Source organism: Jiangella endophytica, assembly GCF_003427025.1.
Lineage (GTDB): Bacteria > Actinomycetota > Actinomycetes > Jiangellales > Jiangellaceae > Jiangella > Jiangella endophytica.
The window spans coordinates 115,318-133,322 of record NZ_QVAI01000014.1 but is presented as its reverse complement, the minus strand read 5'-3'; the positions used below and the strand labels follow the sequence as shown (position 1 = coordinate 133,322).

General features: G+C 71.6%; 15 protein-coding genes. 14 read left to right on the top strand and 1 reads right to left on the bottom strand.

The features are described from left to right. Positions 1–91 precede the first annotated feature (91 nt). The 10 genes from DZA62_RS25020 to DZA62_RS24975 are packed head-to-tail and all read left to right on the top strand — an operon-like array spanning position 92 to position 12,945. Positions 92–1,801 (top strand): extracellular solute-binding protein, encoded by a 1,710-nt coding sequence (locus DZA62_RS25020; protein WP_116951663.1) that lies wholly within the window; start codon positions 92–94, stop codon positions 1,799–1,801. A 12-nt stretch (positions 1,802–1,813) separates the two neighbouring features. Beyond that, a complete protein-coding gene (locus DZA62_RS25015; protein WP_116951662.1) occupies positions 1,814–2,788 on the top strand; it encodes a carbohydrate ABC transporter permease in 975 nt (324 codons plus the stop codon). Beyond that, complete coding sequence (locus DZA62_RS25010) at positions 2,788–3,807, top strand: carbohydrate ABC transporter permease (protein ID WP_116951661.1); 1,020 nt, start codon at positions 2,788–2,790, stop codon at positions 3,805–3,807. The genes DZA62_RS25015 and DZA62_RS25010 overlap by 1 nt, the downstream gene beginning before the upstream one ends. 8 nt (positions 3,808–3,815) lie before the next feature. Continuing rightward, complete coding sequence (locus DZA62_RS25005; RefSeq protein WP_116951660.1) at positions 3,816–4,937, top strand: ABC transporter ATP-binding protein; 1,122 nt, start codon at positions 3,816–3,818, stop codon at positions 4,935–4,937. Between the two features lie 31 nt (positions 4,938–4,968). Then, the gene (locus DZA62_RS25000) at positions 4,969–6,102 is read left to right on the top strand and encodes an ABC transporter ATP-binding protein (RefSeq protein ID WP_198664154.1); all 1,134 of its coding nucleotides are present in this window, start codon (positions 4,969–4,971) and stop codon (positions 6,100–6,102) included. A gap of 3 nt (positions 6,103–6,105) precedes the next feature. Continuing rightward, the gene (locus DZA62_RS24995) at positions 6,106–6,792 is read left to right on the top strand and encodes a hypothetical protein (protein ID WP_116951658.1); all 687 of its coding nucleotides are present in this window, start codon (positions 6,106–6,108) and stop codon (positions 6,790–6,792) included. Then, positions 6,785–7,855 carry an ABC transporter ATP-binding protein gene (locus DZA62_RS24990; RefSeq protein WP_116951657.1) on the top strand — a complete coding sequence of 357 codons (1,071 nt, stop codon included), beginning with the start codon at positions 6,785–6,787 and terminating at the stop codon, positions 7,853–7,855. The genes DZA62_RS24995 and DZA62_RS24990 overlap by 8 nt, the downstream gene beginning before the upstream one ends. Next, complete coding sequence (locus DZA62_RS24985) at positions 7,848–9,449, top strand: TCP-1/cpn60 chaperonin family protein (RefSeq protein WP_116951656.1); 1,602 nt, start codon at positions 7,848–7,850, stop codon at positions 9,447–9,449. Before DZA62_RS24990 ends, DZA62_RS24985 begins: the two co-directional genes overlap by 8 nt. A gap of 38 nt (positions 9,450–9,487) precedes the next feature. Beyond that, positions 9,488–11,131 carry a WD40/YVTN/BNR-like repeat-containing protein gene (locus tag DZA62_RS24980; RefSeq protein WP_116951655.1) on the top strand — a complete coding sequence of 548 codons (1,644 nt, stop codon included), beginning with the start codon at positions 9,488–9,490 and terminating at the stop codon, positions 11,129–11,131. Beyond that, the gene (locus DZA62_RS24975; protein ID WP_116951654.1) at positions 11,113–12,945 is read left to right on the top strand and encodes a hypothetical protein; all 1,833 of its coding nucleotides are present in this window, start codon (positions 11,113–11,115) and stop codon (positions 12,943–12,945) included. Before DZA62_RS24980 ends, DZA62_RS24975 begins: the two co-directional genes overlap by 19 nt. Before the next feature lie 40 nt (positions 12,946–12,985). Here the strand turns inward: DZA62_RS24975 and DZA62_RS24970 are convergent, their stop codons facing one another. Continuing rightward, positions 12,986–13,771 carry an NAD-dependent epimerase/dehydratase family protein gene (locus tag DZA62_RS24970; RefSeq protein ID WP_198664153.1) on the bottom strand — a complete coding sequence of 262 codons (786 nt, stop codon included), beginning with the start codon at positions 13,769–13,771 and terminating at the stop codon, positions 12,986–12,988. 137 nt (positions 13,772–13,908) lie between these two features. On the opposite strand from DZA62_RS24970, the gene DZA62_RS24965 reads away from it, so the two are divergent. The 4 genes from DZA62_RS24965 to DZA62_RS24950 all read left to right on the top strand — a co-directional run bounded on the left by DZA62_RS24965 (position 13,909) and on the right by DZA62_RS24950 (position 17,246). Continuing rightward, positions 13,909–14,841 (top strand): LysR family transcriptional regulator, encoded by a 933-nt coding sequence (locus DZA62_RS24965; protein ID WP_116951653.1) that lies wholly within the window; start codon positions 13,909–13,911, stop codon positions 14,839–14,841. Between the two features lie 58 nt (positions 14,842–14,899). Next, on the top strand, positions 14,900–16,228 hold the full coding sequence (locus tag DZA62_RS24960) for a BNR repeat-containing protein (protein WP_157987891.1): 1,329 nt from the start codon (positions 14,900–14,902) through the stop codon (positions 16,226–16,228). 118 nt (positions 16,229–16,346) lie between these two features. Beyond that, complete coding sequence (locus DZA62_RS37320) at positions 16,347–16,472, top strand: hypothetical protein (RefSeq protein ID WP_269813929.1); 126 nt, start codon at positions 16,347–16,349, stop codon at positions 16,470–16,472. A gap of 183 nt (positions 16,473–16,655) precedes the next feature. Next, on the top strand, positions 16,656–17,246 hold the full coding sequence (locus DZA62_RS24950; protein WP_116951745.1) for a nucleotidyltransferase domain-containing protein: 591 nt from the start codon (positions 16,656–16,658) through the stop codon (positions 17,244–17,246). Positions 17,247–18,005: the final 759 nt, after the last annotated feature.

Here is an 18,005-nt window from a genome sequence, read left to right as displayed (position 1 = left end):
TCGGCAGGTTCGTCCGATCGAGGCGCACTCCGCAGACGTTTCAGCCGACCCGGCAGCATTCCTACGGCTCATCGAGGAGCAAGGAGTACCCATGACCATCCGGATCCCCCGGGCATCAGGCGCACGCCCCATCCTGACGCGACGGTCCTTCCTGCGAGCTTCGGCGGGCGTCGGCATCGTCGGTGCCGGCCTGGTGAGCCTGTCGGCCTGTTCGTCCGACCAGGACGACCCCAGCGGCGAACCCGAGCCGCTGCCGACGGAACTCGCCGACGCCACGCTCCTGGTGAGCGACGCCGGTCCGTACAAGGCGGTTCCCGACGAGGCCGCACAGGCCGACGACCCCTCGAACAAGATCTACGCGGACACCCTGCAGGCCTGGCTCGACGAGAACCCGGCCGTGAAGCTCGAAGCCGCCAACGTCGACGTCTGGAACAAGGACGCGATGGTCACCGCGATCGCGGGCGGCACCGCGCCGGCCATCTACTACGCCAACGTCATCGGCAGCTGGAACAACGAGGGCATCAAGCAGGCCTTCGCCCAGCAGCTGGCGGCCGACACCACCGACCTGGTGGCGTCCTTCGACGTCGTCGGCCGCATGACCGACACCGCGCGCATGGTCTGGGAGCGCAACTGGGGGGTCGACGGCCGGTACTACGGAGCGCCGCTGACGTTCAGCATCGGCGAGGTCGTGCACTACCGGCGCGACCTCGTCGACCAGCTCGGCCTGCCGCAGCCGGAACTCGGCTGGACGTGGGCGGACCTGCGGGCGCTGGCCCTGGCGTTGAACGCCGACGGACGCAAGGGCATCATGCTGCGCACCTCGCCGATGAACTACGCGTTCAAGACGGCCGAGGGCGCTGAGGTGCTCGGCCGGCTGCCCAACCCGGACGGACCGTGGTGGTGGCGCTACGACTACGGCCTCCAGGCCGAGGCGCATGCTGAGGCGGTCGCGAACATCCGCGGCATGATCTTCGAGGACGAGTCGGCGCTGGCCGACATCGGCACCGGTGACGACCCGTGGGCGCCGCGGCACGCGTTCAACCGCGGCGAGATCGCCATGCACATCAACTCGATCGACATGCTCCTCCAGGGCCCGGACGCCGAGGACGGGCCGGTCGCGCTGGCCGACCGCGCCGGGCTGCCGCTCGACGACGTCACCGGCATCGTGGCGCTCCCGGCGGGACTGAACGGCAACGCCGGCCCGAGCTCCTGCGAGAACATCCTCCAGGCCGTCTCGTTCGATCCCGAGCTCGGGAAGGACGAGCTGACCGCGGCGTTCAGCCTGCACATGTACATGAACACCGACGGTCAGGTGTCGCGCGGCAAGGCCCAGTTCGACGCGGCGCAGGACCTGCGCTCGGTCTGGCAGGGCGCCCGCGCATACCCCGTGTTCACCGAGGTCATCGAGGGGCTGCCGGGATCGCTCGCGGAGGGCTGGGGCGAGAAGATCGCCGCCTCGGTGGGCGAGATCGCCGAGCTGGCCCAGCGCCCCGACCCGCTCTGGTTCATCCCGGTCGAGACCAACCCCGGCCCCGGCGACGAGGCGCTGAACGACGCCATGACGAAGTGGTGGTACGAGCCCTCCGAGCCCGATGTCGCCGGCGACCTGGACAATCTCAGCAGCGTGCGCAACGACCAGGCGGCCAGCTTCTCCTCCAGTGTGCCGTGGGACGACTTCGCCGCCGGGGCGAGCGAGTACTACGACGCGCTCGCCACGCACTGGGAGGAGAACGCCCCCGAGTTCCACCGGGACACGTTCGAACCGTGGCTGGAGGAGCACGTCCGGCCCGCTCTCGGCTGAGGTGACCACTGAATGACCACCGACATCGTCGTCGACGACGACGCCGCCGCGGCCGAGGCGGACACCCGGCAACCGACGACGTCGAGCCGTTCACGCCGACGCCGCCGGCTCTGGATCTTCCTCGGGCCCGCCCTGCTCCTCAATCTGGTGTGGGGCTGGTATCCGCTGGCGACGTCGTTCGTCCTGAGTTTCACCGACGCACGCCTGCGGGGCGACGTCACGTTCACCGGCTTCGAGAGCTACGAGCGGATGATCAACGATCCGCTGGTGGCCGACGCTTTCCGGGTCTCGATCATCTTCGCGGTGCTGTCGATCGTGCTGACGTTCGTCGTGCCGATCTTCGTCGCGATCCTGCTGATGGAGATGCCGCGCCGGACCATGCGCTGGATGATGCTGCTCTGGTTCCTGCCACTGAGCTCGGTGGGCACCGCGATCCTGTGGCGCTACGTCTACAACACCGACTACGGGTTGCTGCAGTCGATCGCGACGGGTCTCGGGTTCGATCGCCAGCCGTTCCTCAACAGCAGCGACCAAGTGCTGTTCTGGCTGGTCATCCCGGGCCTGGTGCTGTACGGGCCGGGGCTCATCTACCTGGCCACGCTGCAGAGCGTGCCGACGTCGTACTACGAGGCGGCCGAGATCGAGGGCGCGGGCTTCTGGCGCAAGATCTGGACGATCTCGCTGCCACGCATGCGGCCGGTGATCCTGATGATGCTGATGTTCGCGGTCATCGGGAACCTGCAGCAGTTCGAGTGGCCGAAGCTCATGACCAACGGCGGTCCGGGCGGAGCCAGCCGCACGGCGGTGATGTATGTCTACGACATCCTGAACCAGCTGCGGTACGCCGACGCGACCGCGCTGTCGATCCTGCTGTTCGTGCTCATCATGCTCATCGTCGGCATCATGCGGTTCGCGATCCGCGAGGATCCGGATGCTCCGCCGCGGCGGAGTCTGCGCGAGTTCGTGACGCGAAAGGGTGATCTGTGATGCCGGCCCTGCTGCCCAAGGTGGGGATGCGACAGCCGAAACTCCGGTACAGCCGCGCCGCCATCGCCGGATTCCTCGGCATCGGTGTGCTGCTGCACCTGCTGCCCTTCTACTACATCATCAGCACGTCGCTGAAGCCCGGCGCCGAGGTGGTCCGCAACCCGCCGACGTTCATCCCGTCCGCGATCACGTTCGACGCCTGGAAGCTCGTCCTGCGCATCGGCGACGAGTCCCAGATCGTCCAGCTGGTGAAGGAGCCGTTCTGGGTCTACTTCGCCAACTCGGCGTTCATCACGGTGATCGCGGTGGGCATCGGCCTGCCGGTGACGGCGCTGGCGGCCTACGCCAACAGCAAGCTGCAGAGCGGGCGCGGCGCGCGGGTGTCGTTCCTGTTCTTCATCGGGACGATGATGGTGCCGTTCGTCGTGACGCTGGTGCCGATGTACCTGCTGACGCTGAACTTCCCGTTCACGATGCCGGACGCGCCGATGATCCCCGGAACCGACACCGAGTTCCCCACCCTGCGGCTGTGGGACACACCGTGGGCGGTGATCCTGCCGGCGATCTTCGTGCCGTTCAACTTCCTGCTGTTCAAGGGGTTCTTCGACACGATCCCGAACTCGGTGATCAACGCGGCCCGCGTCGACGGCGGATCGGAGTTGAACATCTTCCGCCGCATCGTGATGCCGATGGCGGTGCCGGTGTTCGCGGTCACGGCCTACATGAGCTTCGGGTCGGTGTGGGACAACTTCCTGTGGCAACTGGTCACGCTGCAGAGCCCGGAGAAGGTGACGATGTCGGTCGCGACCTATCAGCTGATCGAGCGGCTGTCGACGGCCGGCTCGACCGGCGGCGGAGCGGCCGCACAGGCCGAGGGCATGGGTGACCTGCTCAACTCCGGGCTGACCTGGAACGGGATGATGGTGCTCGCCATCCTGCAGTCGATCCCGATCTTCATCGCCTTCCTGGTGTGCCGCGAGTACCTGCTGCGCGGCATCAAGATCCGCGGACTGAAGTAGGCGATGACATGCGCATTCGGATAGCTGACGTCACCAAGCAGTACGTGCGTGAGGGCAGCCTGCGGACCGCCGCGGACGAGCCGCCGGCGCTGGACCACATCAGCCTCGACATCGCCGACGGCGAGACGGTCAGCGTCGTCGGGCCGTCCGGCTGCGGCAAGAGCACGCTCCTGCGGCTGGTCGCCGGTCTGGAGACGGCCGACTCCGGCACCGTCTACTACGACGAGCACGACGTCGCCGACGTGCCGCCGCAGTCCCGCGGCATCGGCATGGTGTTCCAGGACTACGCCCTCTACCCGACCATGAAGGGCGCCGGGAACCTCAAGTACTACTTCGACGTCCACCGCCGCACCGAGGAGGAGTCGCGGGCGCGGGCGAAGGAGATCGCCGACATCATGGGCGTCGGGTTCGAGTTGCTGCTCGGCCAGCAGACGACGACCCTCTCCGGCGGCGAGCAGCAGCGGGTCGCGATCGCCCGCTGCGTCGTCCGCGACCCCACGCTGTTCCTGATGGACGAGCCCATCGTCAACCTCGACGCGAAACTGCGCGAGAGCACCCGCATGGAGATGGCGAAGCTGCTCAAGCGGTACGGCGTCACGACCATGTTCGTGACGCACGACCAGCAGGAAGCCGTCTTCATGGGCGACCGGATCGCGCTGCTGCGGGCCGGCCGGGTCGTCCAGGTCGGCTCGTTCGACGAGCTGTACTACTCGCCGGCGAACCTGTTCGTCGCCTCGTTCTTCGGCAGCCGGCCGTTGACGGTGCTGCCCGCGACCGTCGCCGATCGCGCCGTCCACGCCGGCGAGGTCAGCTGGCCGCTGCCGGCCGGCCTCGCCGACCGGCTGGCGCCGGGGCCGGTCCGGGTCGGGGTGCGGCCGGAGGCCTGGCGCGTGGCCGGGGCCGAGCCGGGACAGGGCGCGCCGATGGCCGTCGACCGGATCGAGTCCGTGCCGGCCGAACGCCTGACCCTGGCGCATGGCACGGTGGCGGGCGCTCGTGCGACCGTGGTCGTCCCGGCCGGCACGACCGCCGAGGGGCTGCGGCTCGTGCCCGACTGGGACGCCGCCGCGTTCTTCGGCGCCGACGACGAGGTCGCCCTGCACACGCCGGGCCCGCCCGATTTCTTCTGACAGCGTTCCTGGATCGCGTGAGGAGCACGATGTGACCATCACCGCCACCCGGCTGACCAAGCGGTTCGGCGACAAGACCGCCGTCGACGGTGTCGAGTTCGAGGTCGGCGAGGGCGAGTTCTTCGTCCTGGTCGGCCCGTCGGGCTGCGGCAAGACGACCACGCTGCGGATGATCGCCGGCCTGGAGTCGATCGACGACGGCGAGCTGCGGATGAACTCCGTGGTCGTCAACGAGACCCGGCCGCGCGACCGCGACATCGCGATGGTGTTCCAGGACTACGCGATCTTCCCGCACCTGTCCGTGCGCGAGAACATCGCCTACGGGCTGCGGTCGCGGCGCGTGGCCACGTCGGTGATCAAGCAGAAGGTCCCCGAGGCGGCCGCGACGTTCCGCATCGACCACCTGCTGCGCCGCAAGCCGCGGCAGCTGTCCGGCGGCGAGCGGCAGCGGGTGGCGTTGGCCCGGGCGCTGGTGCGCGACGCGCAGGCCTACCTGTATGACGAGCCGCTGTCCAACCTCGACGCTCAGCTGCGCCACCAGGCCCGCGAGGACATCCTCGCCCTGCACCAGCGGCAGCGGAAGCCGACGGTCTACGTCACGCACGACCAGTCCGAGGCGATGTCGATGGCCGACCGGATGGCCGTGATGCGGGGTGGGCGGATCGAGCAGGTCGGCACGCCTCGGGAGTTGTACGAGAACCCGGTCAGCGCGTTCGTGGCGTTCTTCATCGGCACCCCGAGCATCAACCTGTTCGAGGCCACGCTGCGCGCCGACGCCGACGACGTGTGGCTCGAGGCGCCCGCGTTCTCGCTGCGGTTGCCGCCGACGACGGCCTCGGCCGTGGCCGGGCGGGTCGGCGGGCCGGTCACCGTCGGCATCAGGCCCGAGGACCTGCACCCGCCGCGGCAGGCGCCGTTCGACGTGGGCGAGCACAACAAGTTCACCGCGCGGGTCGAGCTGATCGAGCCGACGACGGCGGGCTCGACCGTGTACCTCACCGTCCCGGGCCCGGAGGGCGATCTCGACATCGCCGCCGGCTTCACCGCACGACTGCCCGACCGGTTCGCCGGCGAGCAGGTCCCGCTGGCCGTCGACCTCGGCAAGGTGCACCTGTTCGATCCGGTGACGGAGCGTTCGCTGCTCCTGGGCGCGGGGGCGGCGTAGGCCATGCCGTTCTTCGACGACGGCGGCATCGTCCGCGAGAACCATCGCGGACCGGTCATCGGCGCCCTGGCGGTCTTCGGCGAGCAGGTCGAGCGGATGGTCGGGCTGAGCCTGGCCTGGGCCGCCACGCTGCTGCCGGCGGCGCTCGCGTTCGCGTTGCCTGGTCTGCCGGCCGGAGTCCGGGCCGTCATGCTCATCGTGTCGAGCGTGGCCGTGGTGCCCGCGACCGGTGCGCTGTACACGCTGGCCGCGGCCGCGCTGGACGGCGACGAGGTGGGCGTCCGGGCGGCGGTGCACGCGGTGCGGTCGACCTGGCTGCCGAGCCTGCGGGTGCTGGGACCGCTGTTCGGCGCCGTTCTCGCGCTCGCACTGACCGCCGTCCTCGCGACCGGTCTGCATCCCGTCGCGGCGGTGGTGGCGCAGGTCGCGGCGCTGCTCGCGTTCACGGTCTCGATGGTCTGGGGTCCGCTGCTGGTCCGCGTGCCGGAGGCGACCACCACCGGCGTGCTGCGGGGTTCGCTGGTGCTGGTCTGGCGGTCCCCGGGGCTGATCGCGCGGGCCGGCTTCGCCACCCTGGTGTTCGCCGCCATCGGGGCGCTGACGATCGCCGGAACGGCGCTGGCGGTGCCGGCCGTCCTGGCATTGCTCCACACGAACCTGGTCGATCACGCGGGAGGCGTAGATGGGTGAGCTCGAGGTCCGAGGCGTGTCGAAGCGGCTGGGTGATCACCAGGCGGTCGACGACGTCAGCTTCATCGTGGCCAGCGGCGAGTTCTTCGTTCTGCTCGGCACGTCGGGCAGCGGCAAGTCGACCCTCCTGCGGCTGATCTGCGGTCTGGAGACGCCCGACGCCGGGCAGATCCTGCTCGACGGCCGGGAGATCCACACGCTGCCGCCGCGGCAGCGCAATCTCGGCATGGTGTTCCAGGACTACGGCCTGTACCCGGGCATGGACGTCCGGGGCAACATCGCCTACGGCCTGGAGGCTCGCGGTGGCGTGCCGAAGGACGAGATCCAGCGGCGGGTCGTCGAGGCGGCCGGCAAGCTCGGCCTCGGCGAGATGCTGAGCCGGTCGACCCAGGATCTGTCCGGCGGCGAGCAGCAGCGCGTGGCCCTGGCCCGGGCGATGGTCAAGGACGCCGACGCCTTCCTGTTCGACGAACCGCTGTCCAACCTCGACCCGAAGCTGCGCCACCACGCCCGGCGCGACATCGTCGCCATCCACCGCGAGAAGAAGCGGCCCAGTGTGTACGTCACCCACGACCAGAGCGAGGCCTTCGCGATGGCCGACCGGGTCGCGGTGATGTCGCAGGGCCGGGTGCAGCAGGTCAGTACGCCCGACGACCTGCTGTCCGCGCCGGCCAACACGTTCGTGGCGCGGTTCGTGGGCAGTCCGCCGATGAACCTGGTGCCGGCGGCGCTCGACGCCGGGGTGGCTCGGGCGGACGGCGTCGAGGTGCCGGTCGGCTCGGTGCCAGGTCCGGCCGCGTCCGGCCGGGTGCTGGTCGGGTTCCGGCCCGAGTCGGTACGACCGGCGCGCAACGGAACTGCGGCGCTGACCGGGTCGGTGATCGACGTCGAGGAGGGCCTGGTCGACCTGACGGTCCGGTTCGCGACGGCCGACGGGGTCGAGGTCACCGCCGTCGTCGAGGACGACCTGCGGCTCGCGGCCGGCGACCCGGTGGCGTTCGACATCGACGGCCCGGTCCATCTCTTCGACGCCGACACCGAGCAGGCGATTCCGCGTGCGTGACGTCCGGGACGGCCCGGCCGCCGCCGTCGCGTCGCTCGCGGCGGGGGTGGAGACGCTGGGGGCGCTGCTGGCGCGCACCTACGGCCCGGTCGCCGCTCCGGTGCTCCTCGACAGCGGCCGGGCGCTGCCCGAGTTCGTCGAGGACGCCGGTGTGCTCGCCCGCCGGATCACCGGTCTGTCCGACCGGCGCCGGCACGCCGGCGTGATGGCGCTGCGTGAGTCCTGCCTGGCCACCCGCCGGCGCAACGGCGACGGCGCGGCGACCCTGGCGGTGCTGGCACGGTCGATGGTGGCCCGGGCGACCCGGCTGGTCGTGGCCGGGGCCGATCCGGTGGCCGTCCGCCGCGGCATCGACCGCGGGGTGGCGGCGGCCTGCGCCGCGCTCACCGCGGCGGCCGTGCCGGTCGGCGGCGCCGGCGATCTGCGCCGGCTCGCGGCGGGCGCGAGCCATGACGTCGAACTGGCCGACGTGCTCGGTGAACTGTTCGACCTGCTCGGCGAGCGGGCCGCGCTGATCGTCGAGGAACGCGACACACCCGGCGTCGACCGCGGCTACGTCGACGGCGCACGGTGGCGGGCCAAGCCGGCGTTCCGCGAGGTGTTGCCGGACGGCTCGACGGACGTCGCGCTCCAGGACCCCGTGATCGTGGTGGCCGATGCGACGCTCACGGCCGCCGCGGACGTCGTCCCGGCCCTGGAGCACGCGCTCGCGTCGCGGCGGCCGCTGCTGCTGGTCGTGCGCGGGATCGAGGGCGGGGCGAAGGCGGCCGTGCTCGCCAACCGCGCGCGGCTGGCGATCGTGCCGATGCGGCTGGCCTCGATCGAGCGTCAGGTGCCCGACGATGTCGCCGACCTCGCGCTCCTGACCGGGGCCACGCTGCTCGGCGACGCGGTGGGTCACCCGCCCCGGGCGCTTCGTCCCGAGCACTGCGGCGCGGCCCGCCACGTCGTGCTCACCCGGCGGCACGTGACCGTCAGCGGTGGTGCGGGCACCGCGGCGGACACGGCCGAGCGGGCCGGGCACCTGCTCGGCCGGGCGGTGTCGATGGAGCGCGGTTCGGACGAGTGGCGGGCGACCCGGATGCGAATCGCCCGGCTGACGGGCGCCCAGGGCGTCATCGTCGTCGGCGGCTACACCGAGACCGAGCGGCAGCTGCGCGCGGACCTCGCCGGGAAGGCGCAGCGGGTGCTCGAACTGGCGGCCTCCGGGGGTGCCGTGCCGGGCGGAGGCGTGGCACTGCACGAGTGCGCCGACGCCGTCCGCGCCGCCCGCTCCGGCTGCGGCGACGCCGACGAGACGTGGGGTGTCGACCTCGTGGCCGCGGCGCTGAGCGCGCCGCTGCGCCAGCTGATCGAGAACTACCGCAGCCGCCACGACGGGCCCCATCCCGCCGTGGCGCTCGAGCGGATCGCCGAACTCGGCGGCGGGTGGGGCTTCGACGCCCGGCAGGGCGACTACGCGCCGATGGCCAAGGCCGGCGTCCTCGACGCGGCCGGGGTCCTGATCGGCGCGCTGCAGGCGGCGGGCAGCCTCGCCGCGACCGTCGTCGGCAGCGCCGTCGTCGTGCCCGCACGGAAGCGCGCGGTGGCATGACGGCCGGCGTCACGACGCCCGGTACCCGATGGCGACGCGTGGGCGACGTCGAGGTTCCGGCCGCCGTCCTGGCGGTCCTGCCCGAGCCGGCCGCCGGGGTCGTCGTGGGCGGCGCCGGCGGCGTCGCGTGGAGCACGCCCGACGGCTCGTGGGGCGCGGGAGACCCGGGCATCGGTGCGGTCGCCGCCCTGGCCCGGGCTGGGGGCGCACTGCTCGCGGGCGGCGCCGGCGGCATCGCCCGGTCCGCCGACGACGGCCGGACCTGGCGGCGGGCCGTCCTGCACGGCGTCGCCGCGCCGGTCACCGCGCTGGCGTCCACCGGTCGCGACCTGCTCGCCGGCACCCTGGGCACCGGGGTGCTGCGCAGCGCCGATGCCGGCCGGACGTGGGCGCCGGCCGCTTTCGGCCTGGCCAGCCACGACGTATCGGCGCTGGCGGTCGTCGACGACCAGACGCTGATCGCGGGGACCGACGACGGCGTCCACCTCTCGCCCAACGCCGGCCGGGCCTGGCGCCAGGTGGCCGGCACCGCCGGCGTCCGGGTGACCGCTCTCGCCGTCTCCGGCAGCGTCACCTGGGCGCTCGCCGAAGCGGGCGAGGTGCTGGCGTCGGCCGACGGCGGCCGGTCGTGGACCCGTCGCGGCTCGCTCCCGCCCGACGCGCAGCCGTCGTCGCTCGTGTCGGCCGGTGACGTCGTCCTGGTCGCGACGGCCACCGGCGTTCTCCGGTCGGCCGACGGCGGGGAGACCTGGGCCGGTGTACACGCTGAACCCGCGCTCTGCCTGGGCCGCGGCGCGGGGGGAGAGCTGCTCGCCGGCACCGGCACGGGCCTCGTCGCGAGCGACGACGGCGGCCTGACCTGGTCGCCCCTCGGCTCGGCGCCTCCGGTGCACGACGTCGCCGGGCTGGTCGTGGCCGGCGACGAGGTGCTCGCCTACGGGCCGATGTCCGGCGTGGTGCGCTGCCTCGCCGGCGAGCCGGCCGGTGGCGCGCCGTACCCGGTGGCCGTCGTGGCCGCCGGGCCGGACGGCGTCGTGCTCGCCGCCGGCCCCGACGGCCTCGCCCGGTCGGCCGACGAGGGACGCTCGTGGACGACCGTCCTTCCCGGTGAGCCCGGCTTCGTCACCGTCCTCGCCCCAGCCGGGCCCGGATCCTGGTGGGCGGCGAGCGCCGACGGCGCCCGCGTCCTGCGTTCCGCCGACGACGGACGCACCTGGGACGCCGATCCCTCGCCGTGGGGAACGGCGGCGGTGCTGGCGCTCGCCACCCGCGCCGACACCGTCCTGGCCGCCACCTACGACGCCTCCGGGGCCGCCGTCGACCTGTGGCGTCGCCTGGCCGGCGGCGCGTGGTCGCATTCGGGTCGCGTTCCCGCGCCGCGTCCGTCGGTGCAGCTGTCGCTCGACCCGCCGGCAGCCGTGTTCGACGGCCGGTGGGTCTACGGCGACGAGGGCCGGTGGCGTCCCGGCGACGGCCCCGGCGGGCGGTTGCGCCGGCTCACCGGCGCCGGTGATCGCCTCGTGGCGCTCACCGACGTCGTGCTGGCCGAGTCGGCCGACCGCGGCCGCACCTGGACCCTCGTCGACGGTGTCGAGGCCGCGGGCGTCGTGGACGTCGTCGCCTCGCGCACGGCGGTCACCCTGCTCACCCGATCGGGAGAACTGTGGACGACGCCTGGCTGATCGACCACGCCCGCGAAACCGGTGACCGCTTCTACGACCCCGCCGAGCACCTGCTGCGTCTTCCCCCGCACGGCGACCGCACGCACACGGCGATCACCGAGGGGTGGGTCCATCCCTTCACGCAGAGCACCGCCTACGCGCTGGCCGTCCTGGAGTCCGGGGCGGACGGCCCGGCTGCCGAGATCCTGCGGCGCATCGCCCGCGCTCAGGACGCCGATCCCGCGTCCCCGACCTACGGGATCTGGAGCTACGTGGCCGAGGAGCCGCTGCCGCTCATGCGCCGCCCGGATCCCAACTGGGCCGACTTCATCGGGCAGGAGCTCCTGCAGGTGGCGTTCCGGCACGGTGACGCGCTGCCGGCCGGAGTGCTCGACGACGTGCACCTGGCGATCCGCCGCGCGGCGACGGCGGTCCGGCGTCGCGACGTCGACATGGCGTACACGAACATCGCGGCGAAGGGCACCTTCGTGACGCTCGCCGCGGGTGAGCTGCTCGCCGATGACGAGCTGCTGTCGTACGGGCGCGACCGGATCGAGCGACTGGCCGCCGAGTTCGACCGGCGCGGCATCCACGAGTACAACAGTCCGACGTACTGGCTGGTCACGTGCGCGGCGGTCACGGCGATCCAGCGGTACGTGGCCGACGCGCGGGCCCGGGACCTGGCCGGCGTCCTGCACGACCGGCTGTGGACCCACCTGGTCACCCGGTGGCACGCCGTCACGGGCCAGTTCGGTGGCCCGATGTCACGCGCGTACGCAGGCGACCTGGCCGACAACCTGCCGTTGCACGCCTACGTCGCGCAGGCCACCGGCTACCGGGCGCCGTTCGACGCGCTGCCGGGCATCGAGACCCGGCAGCTCTACCACCGCATCGGACTCGCGTCGTTCGCGGTGCTCCGCCCGGAGCCGCCGCCGGCCGTGCTCGCGGCCCTCACGGGGCCGGGCCCGGTCGGCGAGCGCCGCGAGCTGTTCGAGACCGGCACGCCCGACGTCATCGGGACCACCTGGCTCGGCCCGCGGGCCACGCTCGGCTCGGTCAGCCAGGCCGACAGCTGGGTGCAGCGGCGCAATCTGCTGTGTCTCTGGCGCGGCCGCGGCGGGCCGTTGTGGCGCGATCCTGTGTCGTACGCACGGCTGCGGGTGACGAAGGACGATCACGATCTCGTCGCAGGCGTGTTCTCGTCGGTGCAGTCGGGCCGCCACGTCTTGTGGCACGTCGGCCTGGCCGGTCCGGGCGGCGACCGTCACGTGGTCGGCGACGAGCTCAGCGGTCCCACGCGGCTGCGGTCGCTGCGGATGTCGATCGAGTTCGGCCAGCTCGCCCATCCGCTCGTCAGCATCGGTGGCCGGGAGGCCGGACCCGGCGACGAGTTCGCACTGGACGACGAGGTCGCGGTCCGCGACGGCGCCGTCACCGTCGTCCTGCGGTTCGCGGGAGCCGAGTTCGGCGGCCGGGCCGCCGGCGACGGCCCGCCGCGGGGACGGCTCCGGGTGGACGACGCCGGGCGGCTCTTCGCCGGCCTCGAGCTGCTCGACGCGCCGGAACCGGTGGAGGTCGACCTCGCTCGGGTCGGCCCGGCGTGGGCGGCCGGCACGTTCACCGTGATCGAGGACGTCGACGTACACGGGGACGAGAGCTCACCGCCCGCCCGGGTCGAACGACCCTCGGACGGTGAGGTGCGGCTGACGTGGACGCCCGGAGCGCGGCTCGACCTGCACGCCCGGGCGACCGTCGGCACGGCCGCGGAGCATGCCGCCGGCTATCGAGGCCTCGTCGACGGCGCGGCTCTCACGTCGAGAGCGGCGGCGTCCTGACCCTGTGCACCGCGACGACACCTCGGCAGACGCGATGACGTCACCACACCCCGCCCCGGTACGCCTCATCGGCGAAGGCGCCGCCGTGCACCGTCGGCGGCGGATCGTCGGGCGAGAACCTGTCGGCGTACGCCTCGGCGTCGTCGCGCGGTACGTAGGCGATGGACGCGGCCGCCTCGCGGTTGTCCCACCAGCCCCGGGTGTTGGCGGAGACGCCGTAGACGATGGTGAAGCCGACGTCCGGAGCCAGCACGGAACGCCGGACGAGCTCCACGCCGTCGCGGTGACTCAGCCACGCGCTGAGCTGACGCACGTCCTCGGGCTCGGGCCGGAAGCAGCCGATGCGCAGACAGACCACCTCGAGGCCCCATTTGTCGTGGTAGAGACGCGCCAGGCCCTCGCCGAACACCTTGCTGACGCCGTAGTAGCTGTCCGGCCGCACGGGGTGCTCCGTGCCGACCCGCTCGCTCGCGGGATAGAAGCCCACGACGTGGTGCGAGCCGGCGTAGACGACGCGCCGCACGCCGGCCCGACGCGCCGCCTCGAAGACGGCGTACGTGCCTTCGATGTTGCTGGTCAGTATGTCGTCCCAGGAGGCCTCGTCGGCGATGCCCGCGAGATGGACCACCACGTCGACACCCCGCATGGCGTCGGCGAGCCCGTCGAGATCGTGGAGTTCACCGTTGATCACCTCCTCGCGCTCGAAGACCTCGGTCACCGTCTCGCGGAGGTACAGCACGACCCGGCCGAACTCGCCGGACAGACCCTCCCGGAGCACCGTCCCCATGCGGCCGGCCCCGCCGGTGTAAAGGACGCTCTGCGTCACATGTCGTCCCCTCGCAAGTGAGAAAGAGTGCCTGTCATCGTGGCCGAGCGACGTGGTCGCGTCCAGGCCGAAGCAGTGATGCCCTTCATCAGGAATCCCGATGACGAAGCGGCCGAGGCGGAGCGGAGGACGCGTCGATGGAACTGCACTGGGTGACGACGTTCCTGGCCATCGTCGACCATCAGGGCTTCGGACGAGCCGCGGAACTGCTGCACTGCTCGCAGCCGACGGTCAGTAACCACGTCGCTGCTCTCGAGCGCACGCTCGGCGCGCCGCTCCTGCATCGCGATCGCCGGCCGGTCGAGCTCACGCAGGCGGGCGTCGCGTTCCTGCCGCACGCGCGGGCCCTGATCCGGGAGATGGAAGCGGCGAGGGAGAGCGTGTCCGACGTCCTCGGCCTTCGACGGGGCATCGTGACGCTCGGGGCGTACCCCAGTGCCATGGCGGCGTACGTTCCGGGTCTGCTCGAGAGCTTCGGGGCCCGCTACCCGGGCATCGCGGTGCGTCTGGTCGAGGCGCGTGCGAGCGACCTCGCCCGGGTCGCGCTGTCGGGACGGATCGAACTCATGCTGCGCCCCGCGACGCCCGCGCCGGAGGCGACGTTCAGCGGGCTGCCGCTCTGGCGGGAACGCTACAAGGCCGTCCTTCACCCGAGTCATCCGCTGGCCGAGCACGCCGGTCCGCTGCCGCTGGAGTCGTTGGCCGACCTCGAGCTGATCATGACCGGGCACGGCGAACTGGCGAGTCCGGACCATGCGGTCTGGCGCCGGCTGGGGCGCTATCCGCGTCTCGCCTACGAGGTGACGCAGCCCCAGTCGCTCATCGAGCTCGTTCGGCACGCGCATGGCGTCGGCGTCACGAACGCTCTCTCGCTCGGTGTGGCGGCGACGGAGGGCCTGGTGATCCGCGACATCGACGCGGATGCCGCGCGGCGCGACGTCTGGGTGTGGTGGCTCGACGGCCGGGCCCACTCCCCGGCGGCGCAGGCGCTGGTGTCGTGCATGCGGGCGAGCGACCGCCCGGTCGGTGCGGCGAGGCTGGAGTCACCGGCGCGTGATCAGAAGTCCTGATGTTCGCGATCAGGATCATGGCCTGGACGTGCCCGTGTCGTGCCCACAGGCTTGCTGCATGACGACGATGACCGAGTCGGTCGTGGACCCCGAGGCGCTGAATCTGAGGGAGGGACGGTTCGGCACCTGCTTCAACGGCCAGACGTTCCAGGTCGATGCGCTGACCAGCCTCGGCGACCGGCAGTACGCCACCTACGTCGACCACGAAGGACGCGTCTGCGTGGCGCGGCGGCGGTGGCCCGACGGCGCCTGGCAGCACATCGCGTTCGACGACCACGTCATCGACCACGATGACGTCCACAACGTTCCCGTCATCGGCGTCTGCCCGGCCGACGGGACCGTCCATCTGGCGTTCGACCACCACGTCAGCCCGCTGCACTACCGGGTCTCCCGGCCCGGCGTGGCCACGTCGCCGGACGGCGTCGAGTGGTCGGAGGCGCTCTTCGGCGCCATCACGTCCGAGCTGGTCGACGGGGCGCCGTTGGAGCGGCTGACGTACCCGAACTTCGTGACGATGCCCGACGGCGCTCTGCAGCTGTACTACCGCCTCGGCTCCAGCGGCGACGGCGACACCCACGTGGCCGAGTACCGTCCCGGCCAGGGCGGCTGGACGATGCTGGGTGCGTTCGTCAGTGGTCGCGGGCGGTTCGCCGGCAGCGACTCACGCAACGCCTACCACAACGGCTTCGACTACGACGCCGCCGGCCGACTGCACACCACCTGGGTGTGGCGGGAGAGCCCGGATCTGCGCACCAACCACGACCTGCAGTACGCATACAGCGACGACCGCGGCCGCACGTGGCGCAACAACGACGGTGCGCCGATCGGCGTCACCGATCAGGATCCGCTGTGGCTGGGATCGCCGGGGGTCACGGTCCGGCCCATCGCGTACGGCTGGGGAATGATGAACCAGCTGACGCAGACGGTCGACACCCGCGGGCGTCTGCACGTCGTGCTGTGGCAGCAGCCGCCCGACGCGTCGGCGCCGTCGGCCGACATGAGCACCTGGCGCTACGTGCACCACTGGCGCGACGAACACGGCGGGTGGCACCAGCGGCAGCTGCCGTGCTTCGGCCGCAAGCCCTCGGTGGTGGCCGACGGCGACGACAACCTGGTGCTCGTCTTCACCAAGCCGGCCGACCCCGACTATCACGGCACGGAGTCCGGCGGCCCGTTGCACGTCGTCACCGCGTCGTCGGCCGACCACTGGGGCAGCTGGCGCGAGGTCTACCGCTCCAGTGAGTCTTATGTCGGGGAGCCGCGCATCGACAGGCACCGGTGGCAGGACTCCGCCGTGCTGTCGGTCTACGCCCAGCAGGCCCCCGTGTCGCCCGGCACCCCCAGCCCGCTACGAGTCGTCGACCTCGACCTCGGCGCTCCTACCTGAACGATGCCGAGCCCGGCCCGCTCCCGGCGGCCTAGCGCTCATGTCGAATGCGAAACTCATGGCCGGACGCGGGCGTGGCGGCGCGTGGCCCGGGCGGAATGCGCGCGCCAAGTACGTCATGGCGACTCCCGCAGCCGTCGTCGACCAGACGATCACCGGTCTGGCCGCCAGCTGCTCGACGTCCATCGCCAGCGTGGCGCGCTTCTGCCGCCATGTCGGGTTCGCGGGCAACCGGCAGTCCTGATGCCGGGTTCGATGCAGATGGGAATCGGGCTGACCACCAGGTTCTTGATGTCTGGCTGGTCATCGAGCATCGAACGCGCCTCACTGCGCCACGTTGCCGGCCACGAGCTGCGGCCGCACCCAATGACAGTGCAGCCAGTCATATGACTGGCTCACCAATCGAATGATCGGTATCTTGGGGAATGTGTTCTTCAATGAGCCGTTCGGTGGGGTCGTCCCCGGTGCTCGCGGTGCGGTGCTGGCGTCGCTCCTGCGCACCGGCATGCCCCTGACTGGGCGGCAGATCCATCGACTGGTCAGTGACGATTACAGTCTCTGGACGGTTCAGGAAGCGTTGAAGGTGCTGACTAAGCTTGGCCTGGTCGAGACACAGACGATTGGTCGCGCTGGTGTGCACACGGTCAACGAGGACCATGTGGCGGTGGCCCCGCTGCGAGCGCTCCTCGATCCGATCGCGGCCCTGCGGGACGTTGTCACGACGGTCATAGGTCCAGAGGTCTCGGCGGTGATCCTGTTCGGGTCGATCGGGCGCGGCGAGGCGACGCCCGACAGCGATGTCGATCTGGCTGTGATCGCCCCCCGGGGTTGGGACAAGCGCGTCGAGCTCGAGGACAGCGTCCGTGCGCGGCTGGGCAACGATTGCGATGTGCTCGTGTTCACAGCGGCCGAGTTCGACCGGCTTGCCGCTGCCGGTGAGCCGGTGGTCGGCGACATTCTCCGTGACGGCTTCGCCCTGGTCGGCGCGATGCCGCGGGTCAAGCGTGGAGAGGTCTGATGGCGACGGCGGAGCAGCGCAACCCGCCAAGAGCTTCCTCAAGAAGTCGGTGGAGTACCTCGAGTCTGCCGAGGCCAACCTGGTCGCCGAGCGCTACACGCCGGCGGCGGGCGATGCGATCCACGCCGGCATCAGCGCGAAGGACTCCATCGTCACAGCACTGACCGGGGCGACGGGTAAGAGCAAGGATCACGCGGCGGCCGCCAAGGAGTTGCGGCAAGCGTTGGCGAAGCGGCCAGACGCAGCCACGGCCGAGCGAGCGCTACGCGAGTTGATCGCGTCCAAGGGTGACGTCGAGTACGGGACGAACGTGGTGACCGCAACCAAAGCCGAACCCGCTTGTTCGTCGAGCTCGGACACTGGTCGAGCTCGCGATCGCGATCGTGCGTCTGGGCGGCTGATGAATCTGTCCGAGGCTGTCTTGCTGCTCATTCGGACACGTTCCGATCTCCACCGCTGGAGCGCCGCCGACGCGCACGGCCGGCAGATGCATGAGGCGGTCGACATCCTGGAGGGTGCAGCGGCGACCGCGGAGCCGGTCGAGGTGTATGCGGTCGCCCACAAGGCGCTTGCCTCGGCGATCAAGGTCATCGCGCGGGCCGACGACTCCAGCGGGATCATCGGCGACGCCTGCCGCCGACTGCTCGGCCTGCACCCCAAAGCTGCGGCCGACCCGGCGTGCGATGAACGTGCGATGAAGTCCGGCGAATCAGGGTCAGCGGCGGCCTCTCACGGGCAACCAACACCGGACGTTTGTGC

What these genes read in the sequence shown, in the direction of transcription:
- DZA62_RS25020 (WP_116951663.1), top strand. Translation starts at nt 92, where the DNA reads ATGACCATCCGGATCCCCCGGGCATCAGGCGCACGCCCCATCCTGACG.
- DZA62_RS25015 (WP_116951662.1), top strand. Translation starts at nt 1,814, where the DNA reads ATGACCACCGACATCGTCGTCGACGACGACGCCGCCGCGGCCGAGGCG.
- DZA62_RS25010 (WP_116951661.1), top strand. Translation starts at nt 2,788, where the DNA reads ATGCCGGCCCTGCTGCCCAAGGTGGGGATGCGACAGCCGAAACTCCGG.
- DZA62_RS25005 (WP_116951660.1), top strand. Translation starts at nt 3,816, where the DNA reads ATGCGCATTCGGATAGCTGACGTCACCAAGCAGTACGTGCGTGAGGGC.
- DZA62_RS24995 (WP_116951658.1), top strand. Translation starts at nt 6,106, where the DNA reads ATGCCGTTCTTCGACGACGGCGGCATCGTCCGCGAGAACCATCGCGGA.
- DZA62_RS24990 (WP_116951657.1), top strand. Translation starts at nt 6,785, where the DNA reads ATGGGTGAGCTCGAGGTCCGAGGCGTGTCGAAGCGGCTGGGTGATCAC.
- DZA62_RS24965 (WP_116951653.1), top strand. Translation starts at nt 13,909, where the DNA reads ATGGAACTGCACTGGGTGACGACGTTCCTGGCCATCGTCGACCATCAG.
- DZA62_RS24960 (WP_157987891.1), top strand. Translation starts at nt 14,900, where the DNA reads ATGACGACGATGACCGAGTCGGTCGTGGACCCCGAGGCGCTGAATCTG.
- DZA62_RS37320 (WP_269813929.1), top strand. Translation starts at nt 16,347, where the DNA reads ATGGCGACTCCCGCAGCCGTCGTCGACCAGACGATCACCGGTCTGGCC.